This is a genomic window from Bacillus sp. K7 (assembly GCF_053903245.1).
This window is the reverse complement of sequence record NZ_CP096406.1, coordinates 2028769-2044934: the sequence shown is the minus strand read 5'-3', so window position 1 is coordinate 2044934 and position 16166 is coordinate 2028769. Positions and strand designations below refer to the sequence as shown.

21 protein-coding genes are annotated in these 16166 nt (G+C 43.2%); 11 read left to right on the top strand and 10 right to left on the bottom strand.

The window, feature by feature from the left end:
* Nucleotides 1–13: 13 nt before the first annotated feature.
* A complete protein-coding gene (locus M1D98_RS10265) occupies nucleotides 14–139 on the bottom strand; it encodes a hypothetical protein (RefSeq protein WP_003218142.1) in 126 nt (41 codons plus the stop codon).
* A gap of 200 nt (nucleotides 140–339) precedes the next feature.
* Between M1D98_RS10265 and deoD the strand changes: the two genes are divergently transcribed.
* Together deoD and M1D98_RS10255 are read left to right on the top strand one after the other, a co-directional pair.
* Nucleotides 340–1041, top strand: coding sequence for a purine-nucleoside phosphorylase (deoD, locus tag M1D98_RS10260; protein WP_121642742.1), 702 nt, complete (start codon nucleotides 340–342; stop codon nucleotides 1039–1041).
* 82 nt (nucleotides 1042–1123) lie between these two features.
* On the top strand, nucleotides 1124–1945 hold the full coding sequence (locus M1D98_RS10255) for a M15 family metallopeptidase (RefSeq protein ID WP_456279575.1): 822 nt from the start codon (nucleotides 1124–1126) through the stop codon (nucleotides 1943–1945).
* 82 nt (nucleotides 1946–2027) lie between these two features.
* On the opposite strand, the gene M1D98_RS10250 is transcribed toward M1D98_RS10255, so the two are convergent.
* Both M1D98_RS10250 and M1D98_RS10245 read right to left on the bottom strand, forming a co-directional pair.
* Nucleotides 2028–2279, bottom strand: a complete 252-nt coding sequence (locus M1D98_RS10250; protein ID WP_121642740.1) for a hypothetical protein — start codon at nucleotides 2277–2279, stop codon at nucleotides 2028–2030.
* An 87-nt stretch (nucleotides 2280–2366) separates the two neighbouring features.
* Complete coding sequence (locus M1D98_RS10245) at nucleotides 2367–3068, bottom strand: class I SAM-dependent methyltransferase (RefSeq protein ID WP_010328034.1); 702 nt, start codon at nucleotides 3066–3068, stop codon at nucleotides 2367–2369.
* 153 nt (nucleotides 3069–3221) lie between these two features.
* Here M1D98_RS10245 and ctpA point away from each other — a divergent pair, with 153 nt between their 5' ends.
* On the top strand, nucleotides 3222–4622 hold the full coding sequence (gene ctpA, locus M1D98_RS10240; RefSeq protein ID WP_456279574.1) for a carboxy-terminal processing protease CtpA: 1401 nt from the start codon (nucleotides 3222–3224) through the stop codon (nucleotides 4620–4622).
* 35 nt (nucleotides 4623–4657) lie between these two features.
* Here ctpA and M1D98_RS10235 read toward each other — a convergent pair whose 3' ends face one another.
* Nucleotides 4658–6148, bottom strand: a complete 1491-nt coding sequence (locus M1D98_RS10235; protein ID WP_456279573.1) for a sodium:solute symporter family protein — start codon at nucleotides 6146–6148, stop codon at nucleotides 4658–4660.
* Nucleotides 6148–6348, bottom strand: coding sequence for a DUF3311 domain-containing protein (locus M1D98_RS10230; RefSeq protein WP_039074198.1), 201 nt, complete (start codon nucleotides 6346–6348; stop codon nucleotides 6148–6150). Before M1D98_RS10230 ends, M1D98_RS10235 begins: the two co-directional genes overlap by 1 nt.
* Nucleotides 6349–6532: 184 nt before the next feature.
* On the opposite strand from M1D98_RS10230, the gene M1D98_RS10225 reads away from it, so the two are divergent.
* Both M1D98_RS10225 and M1D98_RS10220 read left to right on the top strand, forming a co-directional pair.
* A complete protein-coding gene (locus M1D98_RS10225) occupies nucleotides 6533–7444 on the top strand; it encodes a ring-cleaving dioxygenase (protein WP_456279572.1) in 912 nt (303 codons plus the stop codon).
* Nucleotides 7445–7459: 15 nt separating this feature from the next.
* Entirely contained in the window at nucleotides 7460–8062 is a 603-nt protein-coding gene (locus M1D98_RS10220) for an alpha/beta hydrolase (RefSeq protein WP_010328029.1), read from the top strand.
* 41 nt (nucleotides 8063–8103) lie between these two features.
* On the opposite strand, the gene M1D98_RS10215 is transcribed toward M1D98_RS10220, so the two are convergent.
* Entirely contained in the window at nucleotides 8104–8712 is a 609-nt protein-coding gene (locus tag M1D98_RS10215) for a nitroreductase family protein (RefSeq protein WP_010328028.1), read from the bottom strand.
* A gap of 129 nt (nucleotides 8713–8841) precedes the next feature.
* On the opposite strand from M1D98_RS10215, the gene yodB reads away from it, so the two are divergent.
* Nucleotides 8842–9180, top strand: a complete 339-nt coding sequence (yodB, locus tag M1D98_RS10210; protein ID WP_003220087.1) for a transcriptional regulator YodB — start codon at nucleotides 8842–8844, stop codon at nucleotides 9178–9180.
* 509 nt (nucleotides 9181–9689) lie between these two features.
* Here the strand turns inward: yodB and M1D98_RS10205 are convergent.
* Complete coding sequence (locus M1D98_RS10205; protein ID WP_010328026.1) at nucleotides 9690–10079, bottom strand: tautomerase family protein; 390 nt, start codon at nucleotides 10077–10079, stop codon at nucleotides 9690–9692.
* 595 nt (nucleotides 10080–10674) lie between these two features.
* Here M1D98_RS10205 and M1D98_RS10200 point away from each other — a divergent pair.
* Nucleotides 10675–10911: a hypothetical protein gene (locus M1D98_RS10200; protein WP_010328025.1), complete on the top strand. Its 237-nt coding sequence runs from the start codon at nucleotides 10675–10677 to the stop codon at nucleotides 10909–10911.
* Nucleotides 10912–10943: 32 nt separating this feature from the next.
* Here the strand turns inward: M1D98_RS10200 and M1D98_RS10195 are convergent, their stop codons facing one another.
* The gene (locus M1D98_RS10195; RefSeq protein WP_121642736.1) at nucleotides 10944–11405 is read right to left on the bottom strand and encodes an Hsp20/alpha crystallin family protein; all 462 of its coding nucleotides are present in this window, start codon (nucleotides 11403–11405) and stop codon (nucleotides 10944–10946) included.
* A 98-nt stretch (nucleotides 11406–11503) separates the two neighbouring features.
* Here M1D98_RS10195 and rarD point away from each other — a divergent pair, with 98 nt between their 5' ends.
* The 4 genes from rarD (at nucleotide 11504) to bshB2 (ending at nucleotide 13784) form a co-directional block, all read left to right on the top strand.
* Nucleotides 11504–12400, top strand: coding sequence for an EamA family transporter RarD (rarD, locus tag M1D98_RS10190; protein WP_121642735.1), 897 nt, complete (start codon nucleotides 11504–11506; stop codon nucleotides 12398–12400).
* A gap of 74 nt (nucleotides 12401–12474) precedes the next feature.
* Nucleotides 12475–12750, top strand: a complete 276-nt coding sequence (locus tag M1D98_RS10185; RefSeq protein WP_121642734.1) for a hypothetical protein — start codon at nucleotides 12475–12477, stop codon at nucleotides 12748–12750.
* Nucleotides 12750–13100 (top strand): YojF family protein, encoded by a 351-nt coding sequence (locus M1D98_RS10180; protein ID WP_010328022.1) that lies wholly within the window; start codon nucleotides 12750–12752, stop codon nucleotides 13098–13100. Before M1D98_RS10185 ends, M1D98_RS10180 begins: the two co-directional genes overlap by 1 nt.
* Nucleotides 13101–13118: 18 nt before the next feature.
* The gene (bshB2, locus tag M1D98_RS10175) at nucleotides 13119–13784 is read left to right on the top strand and encodes a bacillithiol biosynthesis deacetylase BshB2 (protein ID WP_268538940.1); all 666 of its coding nucleotides are present in this window, start codon (nucleotides 13119–13121) and stop codon (nucleotides 13782–13784) included.
* A 25-nt stretch (nucleotides 13785–13809) separates the two neighbouring features.
* Here the strand turns inward: bshB2 and rsbRC are convergent, their stop codons facing one another.
* Entirely contained in the window at nucleotides 13810–14658 is an 849-nt protein-coding gene (gene rsbRC / locus M1D98_RS10170; RefSeq protein WP_121642732.1) for an RsbT co-antagonist RsbRC, read from the bottom strand.
* A gap of 15 nt (nucleotides 14659–14673) precedes the next feature.
* Nucleotides 14674–16032: an MATE family efflux transporter gene (locus M1D98_RS10165; RefSeq protein ID WP_121642731.1), complete on the bottom strand. Its 1359-nt coding sequence runs from the start codon at nucleotides 16030–16032 to the stop codon at nucleotides 14674–14676.
* Nucleotides 16033–16166: the final 134 nt, after the last annotated feature.

Genomic DNA, 16166 nt, shown 5'->3' with positions numbered 1-16166 from the left:
AGTTTTCTGCAGTTTAAGGCTTGCGTTTGGCAGCGGAATATTCTTTCCCGTGCGCCTCTTCAGCTGCAATGACATCTTTTGCAGGTATGTGATTGTTCTTTTTTTGGCCGGTAATCCGGTTGCGCTGTTTTTTACCCATGTCTTATCCCTCCTTCCTGCGGTTAGGTTTTCAAATAAACACCTCGTTTATCCCGTTTTTCACAGGAAGTCCCCGAACAGCCTCAGAGCATTTCTTTTTTCACTATATTCCTTTATAATCAATGCTGAAGTTTGTCTCATCATGACATTCGTTGTAAAATGAACGGACTGGATGATAATTTAGATTTAGGAGGATAAGAGATGAGTGTACATATAGGTGCTGAAAAAGGACAGATTGCGGATACAGTGCTTTTGCCGGGAGATCCTCTCCGAGCAAAATTTATTGCTGAAACGTATCTTGAAGATGTAGAATGCTACAATGAAGTCAGAGGCATGTATGGATTTACGGGTACATATCAAGGCAAGAAAATATCCGTGCAAGGCACGGGAATGGGCGTTCCTTCTATTTCGATTTATGTGAATGAACTAATTCAAAGCTATGACGTACAAAACTTAATTAGAGTAGGTTCTTGCGGCGCTATCCGTAAAGATGTCAAGGTGCGGGACGTCATTTTGGCTATGACCTCCTCAACTGATTCACAAATGAACAGGGTTGCTTTTGGAAGCATTGATTTTGCCCCATGCGCAGATTTCGAGCTTTTAAAAAATGCTTATGATGCCGCAAAGGATAAAGGCGTGCCGGTAACTGTAGGAAGCGTATTTACAGCTGATCAGTTCTATAACGACGATTCGCAAATCGAAAAGCTTGCAAAATACGGCGTGCTCGGCGTTGAGATGGAAACAACTGCATTGTATACATTAGCAGCGAAGCACGGAAGAAAAGCGCTGTCAATTCTCACTGTGAGTGACCACGTACTAACAGGAGAAGAAACAACAGCGGAAGAGCGTCAAACCACATTTCATGATATGATAGAAGTGGCTTTACATTCCGTATCACAATAAAATAAATCAAGAGGCGTGCTGGATGCCGGCAGCCTCTTCTTTATGAATGCGGAAACGATTGATAAAAGGAAGGAAATGGAGTATGAAAAAGACCGGTAAGTGGTTCTCGCTGGCAGCCGCTCTGAGTGTGACGGCATTAGTCGGAGCCGGCTGCAGCATGTCAAACGGAGATGCTCAAAAGGATACGAAAACCACAGCAGAAACGAAGCAAACAGAACAAAAAACAGCTGACAGCAAAAAAGAAAACAAGCAGGACAATGAGTTTTCATTGGAAAGCAAATATTTCAATGATACTAAACAAGTAGATGGTCTGGAAACTATTCAAAATCCAGAAAATATACTCGCTTTGGTCAATAAAGAATACGCTTTGCCTGAAAACTATGAACCTAGTGATCTTGTTATACCTGATGTTGAGTTTTCTTTTGAAGAAAAGATTCAAAAACGTTACATCAGGAAGGAAGCGGCCGGCGCATTAAAGACGATGTTCGATGCTGCGAAAAAGGAAGGCTATGAACTGGCAGCTGTCTCGGGATACCGCGCGTATGACAGACAGAAAGTCATTTTTAACAATGAAGTAAACTTAAAAGGGGAAAAGAAGGCAAGGGAAGCGGTTGCTTACCCGGGTGAAAGCGAGCACCAAACAGGCTTAGCGATGGACATCTCAAGCCGGAGCAATGGCTTTCAGATTAATGAAGCGTTTGGAAGCACGGCAGATGGAAAATGGGTGCAAGATAATGCTTATAAATATGGTTTTATCATTCGCTATCCAAAAAATAAAGAAGATGTTACGAAATACAAATATGAGCCATGGCACCTGCGCTATGTAGGCAAAAAGGCCGCAAAAGTCATCCACGACAATGATTTAACGCTGGAAGAGTATTTTGAAAAAGTGAAGAAAATCTAAATAGAAAGCCCGCTTACAATTTGATAAGCGGGCTTCATTGTGTTTGATGAATCTGGCGCTTGCACAGACAATAAGTCTATGTTTACCAGAAGAATAAACCAGCCAGAGCCACTCCTGTAATTAAACCGAGGGAAATACCGTAAGCTGCTCCGTATCCCCAATAGCCGCCCCAATATCCGTAACCGAAACCTCTAGGACCCGCGCCGGCAGGAGTTATATAAACCCTGTCTCTTGTGACACGGGTAATTCTGCCGACGTGCACTCTTCCGCCTCTTTCAGTAATTCTGACGACTTTACCTTGGTGGTTCCTGCAAAGATGGTAATATCTCTCCAATCTTGTTTCCCTCCTATACTGACTTTCTATCAGCATATGATAGACAGGATAAAAAGGTTGGACGAAAACAGGGGGTGATACGCCGTTTTACTTATATGCAATAAAGATACAATGTCCCATGTACTCACTATAGATCTGCATGAGTTCATAATGTGTTTGAAGTGTATCGTAATAGATAGGGGCAATCGTTTGCGATAAATCCATTTCTGTGGTTGGCTCAAATTCCATGTCGTCCGGAAGAAGTGATATCGCTTCCGTTTTTTGAAAGCCATAGGTTCTCAGGAGTTTATGCCACTCGAGTTCTTCATGTAAGCAAGTAAAACCGTAGAAATCCATCATTTGCTTTTTTTCTGCGGGCGGCATCGGTTTTTTTAAAGCTGCTTCAATACCAATCAGCATCCCGCCGGGCTTCAATACTCTTGACATTTCCTGAAGAGAGGATGACAGATGGGAAAAACTGAGGACTGACTCGGACAATACGCATGAAAAGGACTCGGAAGAAAACGGGAGGCGTTCCAGTTCGGCTTGATATGATGGAATGGCGAGACCTTCATTTGCAAATCTTTTTTTCGCTTTCTCAAGCATGATAGGGTCTTTATCAACAACTGTTACAGGATAAAGCAAATGGCCTAAATAAGCCGCTGTTTGTCCTGTTCCGCATCCAGCATCAAGAATCGGCTGATCCGGGGAGGGCGCGGCTTTTTGCAAGACCGCTTTTGAAAAAGCCAGTCCGCCCGGATGCGCTCCTGCGACACCGAATAAGGACAGCATTTCTAAATATCGGCTCAATATCGAATCCTCCTTTTTTTTTATCATATGTCATATAAAGACATAGGGTTTATGAAAAGCGAAAGAAGGGCGTTTCTCATTCTTTTTTGCTCCGAGTTGACGAATAAGAATTCGTCCATGATAATATTGTAAGAAGAAAAAGGTGGTGTTTAATTGAAACGGCAATTTAAACTGTTTTTTATAGTGCTGATCACTGCGGTTGTCGCTTCGGCGCTTACTTTATTTATTGCGGGCAATTCCAGTATCCTGGGCCAAAAATCAATTCGTGCGGGAGACAGTCAGTTCGACAAGTTAAATAAAGCGTATGAGCAAATCAAAGGTGATTACTACCAAAAGACAGACGATGACAAATTAGTAGACGGAGCAATTAAAGGAATGATTGAATCTCTGGATGATCCGTATTCGACATATATGGATCAAGAGGAAGCAAAATCATTCGACGAGACCATTTCTGCATCCTTTGAAGGGATCGGAGCGCAAGTAGAGGAAAAAGACGGTGAAATCCTTATTGTGTCGCCAATTAAAGGTTCACCTGCTGAAAAAGCGGGGATCAAGCCGAAGGACCAGATCCTTAAGGTGAACGGAAAAAGCGTCAAAGGCATGAATGTAAATGAAGCCGTCGCTTTAATCCGCGGAAAAAAGGGCACAAAAGTGAAGCTTGAGCTCAACAGAGCGGGTGTCGGACATATCGATCTCTCCATTAAGCGCGATACCATTCCTGTAGAGACCGTCTATTCCGAGATGAAAGACAACAATATCGGCGAAATCCAAATTACTTCTTTCTCTGAAACAACGGCAAAAGAGCTGAAAAACGCCATTGACAGTTTAGAGGAAAAAGGCGCTGAAGGCTATATTTTAGACTTGAGGGGCAACCCGGGCGGTTTAATGGAACAGGCGATTACAATGAGCAACATGTTCATTGATAAAGGAAAAAACATTATGCAGGTTCAATACAAAAACGGTTCTAAAGAAGTCATGAAGGCTGACAAAGAACGTACAATAACCAAACCTACCGTCGTTTTAGTCAATGACGGCACAGCCAGCGCCGCGGAAATTATGGCCGCTGCCCTCCATGAATCGTCAGGCATACCGTTAATCGGGGAAACGACATTTGGAAAAGGCACGGTGCAGACTGCAAAAGAATATGATGACGGCTCTACTGTCAAACTGACAGTCGCCAAATGGCTGACGGCTGACGGTGAATGGATTCATAAAAAAGGGGTCAAGCCCCAAGTGAAAGCAGAGCTGCCTGATTACGCGAAGCTGCCGTTTTTGGACGCGGATAAAACGTATAAATCCGGTGATTCAGGCACAAACGTCAAAGTCGCTCAGCAAATGTTCAAAGCACTTGGCTACAACGTAAAAGTTAACAGTACGTATGACCAGGATTTTGTATCTGTCGTCAAACAGTTCCAGAAAAAAGAGAAGCTGAAAGAAACAGGCGTATTGACTGGCGAGACAACAACGAGATTAATGACAAAACTTCAAAAGAAACTGTCGAATAATGATACGCAAATGGAAAAAGCAATTGAAACACTGAAAAAAGAAATGTAAAAAACCCCATACGCGCCTGCCGCGTATGGGGTTTTTTATGCGCCTCTCTGACTTGGATTGGGCTCTTGTTTTTTACCAAATAAACCTTCAATGACAGGATTGGACCCTGCTTTTTTGACGAACAGCGGATTCAGAATCACCACAGCGATGATGTTGGCGGCCAAACCCCAGAACCCTTCATAAATGCCATTTGCGGATTGAGTGGTATACACAATAAATGTTACTGCAAGGCCGACTAATAATCCGATAACTGTCGCTTCTTTCGTTTGATGCTTCCAGAATAAGCTGACAGCAATCGCCGGGAAGATTTGCACCATGCCTGATACGCCTAATAGCTGAAGTGTCACTAAGGCAGTCGGGAACAGCATGCCAAACAGAAGCGCAAGGCCGATAACAACAAACACCATTGAACGTGTGACAAGGGTAAGCTTGCTTTGGGACACATTCGGATGAATCAAATCCCGATACAGGTTATTGGCAAATAAATTTGATGCTCCGATGGCCATGATAGAACAAGGGATCAATGAAGCAAGAGCAATTGTGGCATATGCAAAACCTTGCGCCACACCGCCGTAAGATGTTTGAATCAAATGCAGCAGCGCCAGTCTTGGATTTGTATCTTCCGGCAGGACAAGAAAGGCGATAAAACCAAGAAAAATGACCAAAATTAATACAATATTATAAAGCGGCAAGAACATGCTGTTTTTTCTTACTGCATCAGCGCTTTTCGCTGTGAAAACACCTGTAGCGGCATGTGCCCACATAAAAAGTGCCAGAGCGGAAACAATAGATGCTGTGATAAACCAAGGGATGCCTTTTGGCCCTTCTGACGGTATCGTCAGCATTTGCGGCGCTTCCTTCACTAACGTGTCAATCATCGGCGTCCAGCCGTTAAGATGAATGAGAGGGAGGGACACCACCATAAACAGCATAATGACCCACACTAAAATGTCTTTAATGATGGCTGTAAATGTAGGCCCTTTAATCCCGCTGAAAAATGTGTAAAGAGCAACAAGAATAAATGAGATGATCACAACGAATTTTACGTTTATATATCCGGTGCCGGCAACCTGGAGCGTATCTTGAATGCCGCTCAGCTGAAGACATATGTATGGAATGAGCATGAGCACACCGACAATGGCAACGAGACTTGCTAAAAGCTTGCTGTCAAACCGTTCCCGGGCGTAATCCGCCAGTGTTGTTAATTTGTGAATTTTCGCAATATTCCAGAGTTTTGGCAGGAAGAAGTAAGCGATAAAGTAGGCCAAAACAGAATAAGGAATGGCGAAAAATGCAACACTTCCGCCGGTAAAAGCAGTACTGGTCAATCCTAAGAAAGTGTAGGCCGTATAGAGGTCGGCGCCTACTAAAAACCAGACGAGAAGGCCGCCGAAGCGCCTGCCGCCGACAGACCATTCTTCCACTGAGGCGCGTGAGGATTTGTCTCTTCCAGCGAGAAATCCGATACAGACAACGCTTAATACGATAATAGCTGTAATGAGAAGTGCAGTCAGATTCCCTTGCATTATTCAAGTCCTCCATCTTTTTTTTGCATCTGGTATATGCCAAACGAGCATAACGGCGTAATAATAATCCACAACAGCAGCCAGAAGTGGAAAAACGGAAGGCCGAACATAATCGGTTCCATTCGATTCACAAGCGGCAATAAGGCAAGCTGAACGAATGGCAAAAGAATGAGAATAACAATAAATGCTTTTTTAACCATTTCTTTTCCTCCTGAATCATGATAATGCTCACTATAATAGCAGTTGTAAGAAAAGATCACAAGATCATTATTAGAAAAAAGTGATTTTTTTAATTATTCAATCAAAAACACATGGTTTGCATCCTGCATGATAAAGGTTTAAAATAATAAATATCTTGAAGTCGAGATAAATAGGAGTGGAAACATGAAAACAGAAGGTTTGCATCACGTCACAGCATTCGCCAAAGATCCGCAAGAAAATTTGCGGTTTTATACAGAAGTGCTTGGGCTTCGGCTTGTTAAAAAAACAGTCAACTTTGATGATCCCGGAACATATCATTTTTACTTCGGAAATCATAATGGAGATCCCGGTACCATTATGACCTTTTTTCCGTTCCAGGGAAGCGGACAGGGAACGGTGGGCAAAGGCCAAGCGGGTCGGGTCTACTTTTCAGTTCCTAAAGGCTCCCTGTCTTTTTGGAGGAAACGCCTTGAGAAAAACGGGCTGAATCCCGAGGAGAAAACGTTATTCGGTGAAATGGGTCTGGTTTTTGGTGATACGGAAGGCCTTCCGCTAGCGATCATGGAGGATGAACAAAGCGGCAAAAGCGGGTGGGCGCCTGACGGTATTTCAGAACATGAAGCGATCACAGGGATGAAAGGCGTGCTGCTGTATTCCTATGACCCGCAGGCGACGATTCAATTGTTAACCGAAAGCCTCGGATACACCAAAGCGGCGGTAGAAGACCAGATTGTCAGGCTGACATCATCAGCGGCCATCGGGGGCATCATTGACGTACATTTACACCCTGAAAAAAGAGGAGTGGGAGGTTATGGCACGGTGCACCATATAGCATTTCGGACAACGAAAGAGGAACAGGCGAAATGGCTGCCGATTCTTGCCGAAAATCATCTCCCTTCATCAGAAATCCTTGACAGAGAATATTTCACATCCGTTTATTTCAGGGAGAAAGGCGGTATCTTATTTGAAATCGCCACAGATGAACCGGGCTTTATGACAGATGAAACGTTTGCTGAGCTAGGGACTTCATTAAAACTGCCTGAATGGCTGGAGAAACATCGAAAACAAATTACAGACGTTTTGCCTGAACTATAAAAGGGGGAATTTACAATGAACCATATTTTTGAAAAAGGGACATCTGACAACGTATTGCTGCTGTTACATGGCACTGGCGGAAATGAGCACGATCTGCTTTCGCTAGGACGGTTTATAGACCCTCATGCCCATTTGCTTGGTGTCAGAGGTTCAGTGCTTGAAAATGGAATGCCGCGCTTTTTTAAACGTCTGAGTGAAGGGGTCTTTGATGAAAAGGATCTCGTGGAGCGGACAAGAGAACTGAAAGAATTCATCGACGAGGCAGCAGAAACGCATCAATTTGACCGTGGCCGAGTGATTGCGGTCGGTTATTCAAACGGCGCAAATATTGCGGCAAGCCTGCTTTTTCATTATAAAGATATCTTAAAAGGGGCTATTCTCCATCATCCGATGGTTCCGATACGTGGTATCAAGCTGCCTGACATGACAGGACTTCCTGTTTTTATCGGTGCCGGAAAATACGACCCTCTCTGCACGAAGGAAGAATCAGATGAGCTTCATCGCTATTTGCGTGACAGCGGGGCGTCAGCCTCCGTTTTTTGGCAGGATGGGGGCCATCAGCTGACGCAGCATGAAGCTGAACAGGCTCGCGAATGGTACAAAGATGCGATTGTATAAAAAAACCTTAGTCCGAATGCGGACTAAGGTTTTTCATATCCTTATAGCCAAGTTGAAACGTTTGAAAGCGGCAAGCGGTTGCTTTGATGGGCAGGTTTCACTGCTTTTCCGATTGAAATGAGCATAACCGGAACATAGCGCTCACTGATATCAAATTGCTTTTGGAACTGCTCTTTGTTAAATCCTCCGATTGCGCAAGTGTCATAACCTTTTGCTTTTGCGGCAATCATAAGCTGCATAGCCGCTAAAGAAGCATTTAAGAAAGCGGAATCACGAGCGAATTGTTCACTTTGATAAGCACCATTAATTTGGCCGAGCAAAGTTTGTTTGATTTCATCTGTAATATAGCCCTGGTTTACCAATTCAGCATATACGTCTTCGCCGTTTTCATTTGCCTTTAAATCGCCTAAAATAGCAACAACAGCTGAAGACTCAACGATTTGTTTTTGATTATAGGCTACAGGAAGAAGTTCCGCTTTTGCTTCATCGCTGTGAAATACGGTGAAATGCCAATGCTGAAGGTTCCAAGCTGAAGGCGCTTTAGTCGCAAGGTCCAATAGCTCAGTCAGCTCCTCCTTAGAGATGGGGGCATTCGTATCATACTCCTTTACAGAAGCACGTGCTTTTAAAACGTCCAGAGTATTCGTCATAGTGTTTCCTCCTTCGGATAAACGTGGTATGATAATAGAAAAGTTAGAAGCTTACTAAATGTAACTTGAAAGATTATTGTAATGGATCATGGAAAACATGTCAATCAATAGATGAAGGGATGAGGACTTGTGGGAAATACAATGTGCCCTAAAATGGAATCCGCTTTCTCATTGCTGGGAAAACGATGGAACGGTCTAATCATCCATGTGCTTATGGATGGGCCGAAACGGTTTAAAGAGATTACGGAAACAATTCCGATGATCAGCCAAAAAATGCTGGCGGAGCGCCTAAAAGAGCTTGAACAAAACGAGATCGTCGAGCGGCAGGTTCTTCCTGAAACGCCAGTCAAAGTTATTTACACGCTGACTGAAAAAGGAACGGCGCTTCAAGCTGTATTCCAAGAGATGCAAGCGTGGGCCGACCAATTTTGCGAGCCCGGTGAAACAGTGTGCGAAGAAGAGAAATAAGGAAAGAGGCGTCCGGGAAAGAGCCTTTGTTTCAATGTAAAGTCATGTGAGGGGTGATTCATGCCGTTTACATGACTTTTTATATTTGTCAGAGTGGCTTTTACTACAGATTAGCAAAAGTAATGGTAAGGTGAAGGCGATATACAAATATTGAAAAAGATCGATCCGTGAAAAAGTTATTAGCAGCTAACCTATTGTTAATGGATAGAATCATTTATTCCGTCATGCACATCACCAAAGCGGGCTCTATCTGTCTGAATGTTATATACACGGTCAAAAGCCAGTTAGCTTTCATTAAAGAGACATTGGCATCGAAACTGGATGTAAATAAGGAATTCAGGCTCCATCTGCCACATTTTCATTACTCCTTATCCCCGTCTTGCTGGCTGTTTTCGTTCTGATGATGAAAAAGAAATGAGCGAAAAAAAGAGAGAGTATCTGCTGGAACTCTCTCTTTTTTTGCTATAAAGGAGCCGGTTATGATATGCAAACTTGCCATTTTCATTATCTTATAGTTTTCCATTCAAAAATTGCGCTTCTCCAAGACCGAAACTCCAGTCTGCGTCACCATTTTCGGTAATGGATACCATTAAATCTTCAGGGGAAATCCCACATTCGGCTTGGAGCTTTTCAGCCAGCAGGGCATACAGTTTTTCCTTTTGGCTTTCTGTTCTTGTTTTGCTTGTCATACTGATGATAACCAGATCTTTGCTTCTTTGAAACCCTAATCCTGTGTCCTGGATCATAAGCTCGTTTTCCGGATGCTGATGGACAATTTGATATCGGTCTCTTTCCGGAACGCCAAACGCTTCGACCATGGCTTGATGGGCAGTATCTAATAACAATTGCAGTGATTTTTCGTCACGGCCTTCAATTAAATCAAAACGTAATAATGGCATGTGAATTCCTCCTCTTGTGAAGTTGTAATCTGTCTGTTTTCACATTGATTGATTTGCTTTCAGACAATGCATAGATATAAGAATCGCTTACTTGATAAAAACGATAACATATAACCAAAATGTAATCAACATATAACTAATCGGTGGTTTGGGTATGTGATAGAGGAAAAAGGTGAACTATAGCATGATTGGTAGGCGTTGATGGGAAATTAGTGTGAATGATGAGTTGACCAAAAGGTAACAATTATATAACCAACACTTTTTTGTTTTCTCATGATTAAAGTAAAAGGACTTACGTTTGTCTCACTTATTGTGTTTCATTTTTAGTTGACATGGATATCAATAAAATCGGTCTTCATCACTTGTCATGCATATGTTGGTGGATTTTAAAAGATAAAGGTATGTTTCGGCTTGAGCATGACCAAAAACATTTCTAACTGGGGCGCCGCTTACAACAGTTCTCCCAGTATCAGGGCTTTGCTGTGTGTTTGACAGAGCTGATGATGTTACAATACAGGTTTCTGGTCATAGCCCAATCGTTTTTCTTCTTTGTTGAATACCTTACATATAGGCAGACATAAAGGAGGAAAAAATCATGTACCCTCATCATTCTTATTATCGCGGGAATCCAAGTGCAGCCGGATACCCGGCGCGAAGTCCTTTTGTGTTTGGCGCTCCTTTAGTCGGCGGTTTATTAGGCGGCTTTCTCGGGAGTGCACTGTTTAACTACCCACGCCCTTATGCTTATCCGCCTGGCCCTTACGGTTACGGAGGCGCGCCGTACGGTTTTGGTGCCGGTGTGCCATACGGCGGATACCCCGGTTTCTATTAACAAAAACGGCCTGCATCGGTGCAGGCCGTTTTTTATCGGAATATTTCCACCTCGGACATATTGTAGTCATGCTGCTTCTGGAACATCACTTCCAGAAGGCCGTCCTTATAGACGGCTTTTGTTCCTTTGCGTTTGACTAAACAAGGCAGGTTTATCTTTTTGGGATGGTTTACATTCGGGAAATTCTCTATCATTAATGTGTGTGAAGTGTGTTTAACTTTTACCTGATCCAGCTGGCCTTCACTGATTGGCACTTTTACAAACACATGGTCTGTTGTTTCAAAGAGATCTATGTCAGATTTAATGTCAGATTTGGCGTGCTGTTCTTTTTTGGGGAGGGGATCGCGGAAAGGAAATTGAGCCGCATAATCACTGCCGAACACGCTTTCCATCACGCGATTTACATACGTTTCCACTTCTTTTGGATCTGCTTTTTTTAATGCTTCCTTGGAAAATTGATTGTGGAAAGGAAAGTACTTGTTCCATTCAAACATTGTTGTCACACCCTTTCTTCACGGACAAAATAGTATATGCCCGCCCGATCCTTCACGTGATATAATCTAAGATGCTCTATAGAAAGGCAGGGATATCAATGCAAAATTCAGAAACTAAAAAAGGCATTCTCTACACAGCCGTTTCCTTTATCATGTGGGGGCTGTTTCCGCTCTATTGGAAGCTTCTCGAACAGCTGCCGGCTCTTGATATCTTGGCCCACCGCATGATATGGTCTTTTGTTTTTATGTGTATCGTACTTTTTTTCTTGCGGCAATGGAAAACAGGATGGCAGGTGCTGCGCTCATTGAAAAAGAACGGAGGCATCTTTTCTTTATTTCTCGCTTCTATTCTGATTTCGATTAACTGGTTTGTATACATATGGGCTGTCAATCATGGTTTTTTGCTTGAGGCTAGTCTTGGCTATTACATTAATCCCCTTGTATCCGTTCTCCTCGGCATTTTATTTTTAAAGGAAAAACTGAATCGCCTGCAACTGGTGGCGGTTTCGATTGCGGCTGCCGGCGTTATCATCTCTGCGTTCCAATACGGCTCCATTCCTTATGTCGCGCTTCTGCTCGCATTCAGCTTCGGACTGTACGGGTTAAGCAAAAAAAGAACCAGCCTGCCGAGCGCCATCGGTTTAACGCTGGAAACATTTATGATTATGCCGATTGCATTGGGGTATTTGCTGCTGAGCGGCCATGTTCAGCCAGCGGGTGCAGAAAGCGGGGGCATGTGGATGCTTCTCTTTTTTGCTGGTGTGTTTACGGCTTTGCCGCTATTATTGTTTGCGGAAGGAGCGAAACGGCTGCAGCTGTATCAGATCGGTATTTTGCAATATATTGCACCGACCATTACCTTGCTGATCGGGCTGTTTGTTTACCATGAGCCCTTTTCAAGCTCGAAGGCTTTTACATTCAGTTGTATATGGGCTGCGCTGCTCTTGTTTACGTTTTCACAAGTAAAGTGGAAACGGGCGTCAAAAAGCCATTGAGGCCTTTGGCTTTTAGCTGAAGCATATATTATGTATAATCATTTCATGTATGTAAGACATAAAGGAGCAAGACGATGGACAATGATAAAGAGATAGTGAAAGCCTACGCTTCACTCTGGAACAACAGATCTCTCGCAAGTGATGACGCGGAGGCGGTAGCAGAGGCGATTGATCTTGAGCTCTTGGATAAACGAACACATCCGAGACTCCGGAAACCGATGCTGGAAAAATATTTTGCCGCAATCCAGCGCATTGTGAATGCACGGCTCGAACCGGCAGTGAAATGTCAGCTGGTCAAATTACATACAGAACGTGCAGAGCATTTAAAAGAAGAAAGAGGGGAGCAGTAATGAAAGCAATCATAAAAGAAGATGTGCAAGCATCTTTAGAACGATATGCGGACCGCCCTGTATATATCCATTTAGAAACCACAACCGGTTCTTATTCAGCACACTTAAACGAAAAAAACATGACGGTTGTTGCATATATTCGTAATGCAAAAGTCACCTATCATCAGGCGAAAATCAAAGGAACCGGGCCTTACCGTGTCGGCTTAAAAACAGAAGAAGGCTGGATTTATGCTGAAGGTTTGACTGAATACACGATAGATGAAGAAAACCGTATATTAATGGCCGGACACCTGCCGGGCGGTAAACTGGCTATTTCTCTGCAAATCAGTGAAAAACCGTTCACAGTTTAAAGAAGAGGGTGAAAAATAATGAAAGAACACGTACTTGTAATCCTGCCTCACCCTGATGACGAATCATACGGAGTGGCAGGCCTGATTGCCTTAAACAGAAAAAAAGACATTCCCGTCACTTACGCCTGTGCCACTTTAGGTGAAATGGGGAGAAATATGGGCGATCCATTTTTCGCGAATCGGGAAACATTGCCGCTCTTAAGAAAACAAGAGCTCATTAACGCTTGCAAAGAAATGGATATTCATGACCTGCGGATGCTGGGGCTCCGTGACAAGACACTCGAATTTGAAGACGATGAGTATTTAGCTGATATTATGGAAGAGATCATAGATGATGTAAAACCAAGTTTAATTGTCACATTTTATCCTGAACACGGCGTGCATCCTGACCATGATGCATGCGGGGAAGCGGTCATTCGTGCATTGTACCGAAAAAAGAAAGAAGACCGTCCGCGTACACTTTGCATGGCGATTACTCGCAACAGAGAAGTGGTACTCGGCGAAGCTGATGTCGTACTTGATATCAAAGAAGTAGCTGATATTAAGTTGAATGCGTTACGAGCTCACAGAACTCAAACAGAAGGCATGCTAAGAGAACTTGAAGAAAAATTGAAAAACAATGAACCTATTATGGCAACATGGTTTGAAGAAGAAGTATATTGGACGTATCAATGGAACGATTAATCAAAAAGGTATAAGGCCTTAAGCCTTATACCTTTTTTAGTTTTAAGTCAGATGCGATCGCTTGCGCGAGGGTGGATCTCATGGAAATTTCTTCGAAAGACAAACCTAACTGGACCGCGGTTTGCGCGATTTCCGGGCGGATTCCCGACAATGTGGAGGAAACGCCGATTAAACGCAGTGCTTCAATCAGGCTGAACAGCTGGTGGGCAACCATTGTATCAATAACAGCTACTCCTGATAAATCAATGTACAGCTGCGTCACTTTTTTCTCCGCACATTGATGCAGGGTGTTTTCCATAATCAGTTTGGCGCGTACGGTATCAATATCGCCGATTAAAGGCAGCAATCCGACGCTGTGAAACAGCACAATGACAGGCGCGCTTAATTCAGTAATCATGTCTTTTTGAGCCTGAAGCTGGAGGCTTGTGTTTTTGTACATTTCTTCTATAAAAATATGAATCACAAGATCGAACGCTTTGATAAGGGAATGATAAAGATCTTCAGCTTCTTCGCCTTTCACAGTGTCCTGATTGAGATGGACAAATTCTTTCACATAGGAAATATATAAATCTCTCACTCTGACAAACTCCCGGATAATATAGTGGATAGGAGTCTTTAAATGCTCTTGATCCTGTGTCACTTTAAAGGCCCATTCTTTCAGTATAGGCAGGTATACCTCCTCATCATCTATGAAAATGCGATTTATCTTATAATTGAAGGCTAGATTCTGGTTCTTTAAATTGTGAATGACAGCAGGGTCTGTTGATGCATAAATGGAATTCGGATCAGCCTCCTCGATTGTTTCGTACCATGTTGAACTGATCGTCTCCGCATGCTGAGAAAGATATTCGTATAATTTCTTATTTTTAGCCATGATTGATCACCTCTTTTAAATGTATTGTTTTTGCGAATAACGTTTTTGCAGGTTAGCCAGCCTGAAAAACAGTCCAACTGCTCCGGCGGCGAGTCCAGCAATGAGTCCGATCCAATACCCGAACGCGCCGAGACTTGTATACGTGCCGACCACATAACCGACAGGAAGGCCAATGACCCAGTAAGAAACAAAAGCGGCCGCCAGCGTATAGTTTACATCTTTGTATCCCCTGAGCGCTCCCTGAATCGGTGCTGCAACAGCATCGGAAAGCTGAAAAAACAGTGCGTAAATTAAAAAGTGCTGTGTCAGCCGGAACACATCAGGGTCAGACGTGTACATGCCGGCAATTTGGCCTCTGAATAAAAGGATACAGGCAGCGGTCAACAAAGAAAAACCGATTGCCATCATGATGCCGATTAAGCTATAGGAGCGTGCATCCTTAAAACGAGATGCACCGGCTTCAAAACCGACAACAATTGTTAAAGCCATGGACACGCTGAGCGGCAGCATATATAAAAGTGAAGCGAAGTTCATGGCCGCCTGGTGGGACGCGATTGTGACTGTATGAAAATGGCTCATCAGAAGCGTGACAGCTGCGAAAATGCTCGTTTCAAAAAAGACGGCAAACCCAATCGGCAGCCCGATTTTGAGCATATTTTTGCATGCTTTCCAAGAGAATGTATACATTGTAAGGAAAATCCCGTATTCCGAAAACGGTGCGGATTTATGAATAATGAAAAAACTGATGATGCAGATACACCAATAAGTAAGCGCTGACGCTAGTCCGGCGCCAACGCCGCCAAGGGCCGGCAGCCCGAATTTCCCGAAGATGAATACGTAATTCAATACAAAATTGATCGGAAGAGAACTAAGTGTAATCATCATGGTGACTCTCGTTTTTCCTAGTGAATCAATAAATGACCTCAAAACGGTGTAAACAAATAAAGGGAAAATGCCCAGCGATAAAAAAGCTAAAAAGTGTTTGGCAACCTCATACACTTGTGCCTCAAGGTGTAATCGGCCAAGAATAAGGTCAACTGCAGCATATCCAATCACTAAAACGGCGATGCTAAGAAGCGCAGCCACATATACAGCCTGTAAAACAGTAAAGGGAATCTTCTGTTTTTTTTCAGCGCCCAATAAATGAGCGACAATCGGAGTGACCGCCATTAAAATGCCTGCAAGTCCCGTATAAACAGGGGTCCAAAGGCTTGAGCCAATGGCGACACCGGCTAAATCAGCGGCACTCACTCTCCCTGACATCACCGTATCTAAAAACGTCATAAGAGAAAGCCCTACCTGGGTAATGAATATCGGAATGAAAATGTGCAAAAGCTGTTTGATCTTTTGCCGGGCGTTTTGAGTTTCTTTCATACATTGATCTCCGTTTCTTTTTCATAACGAGAGAAATTATAACATTTTGTGTATAAAAAGCAATGAACGCCGGCCCTATTCTTTTTTTGTCGGCTTCGTTTTTCTAAACATTTGGGCATAAATAAAAGAAAGCG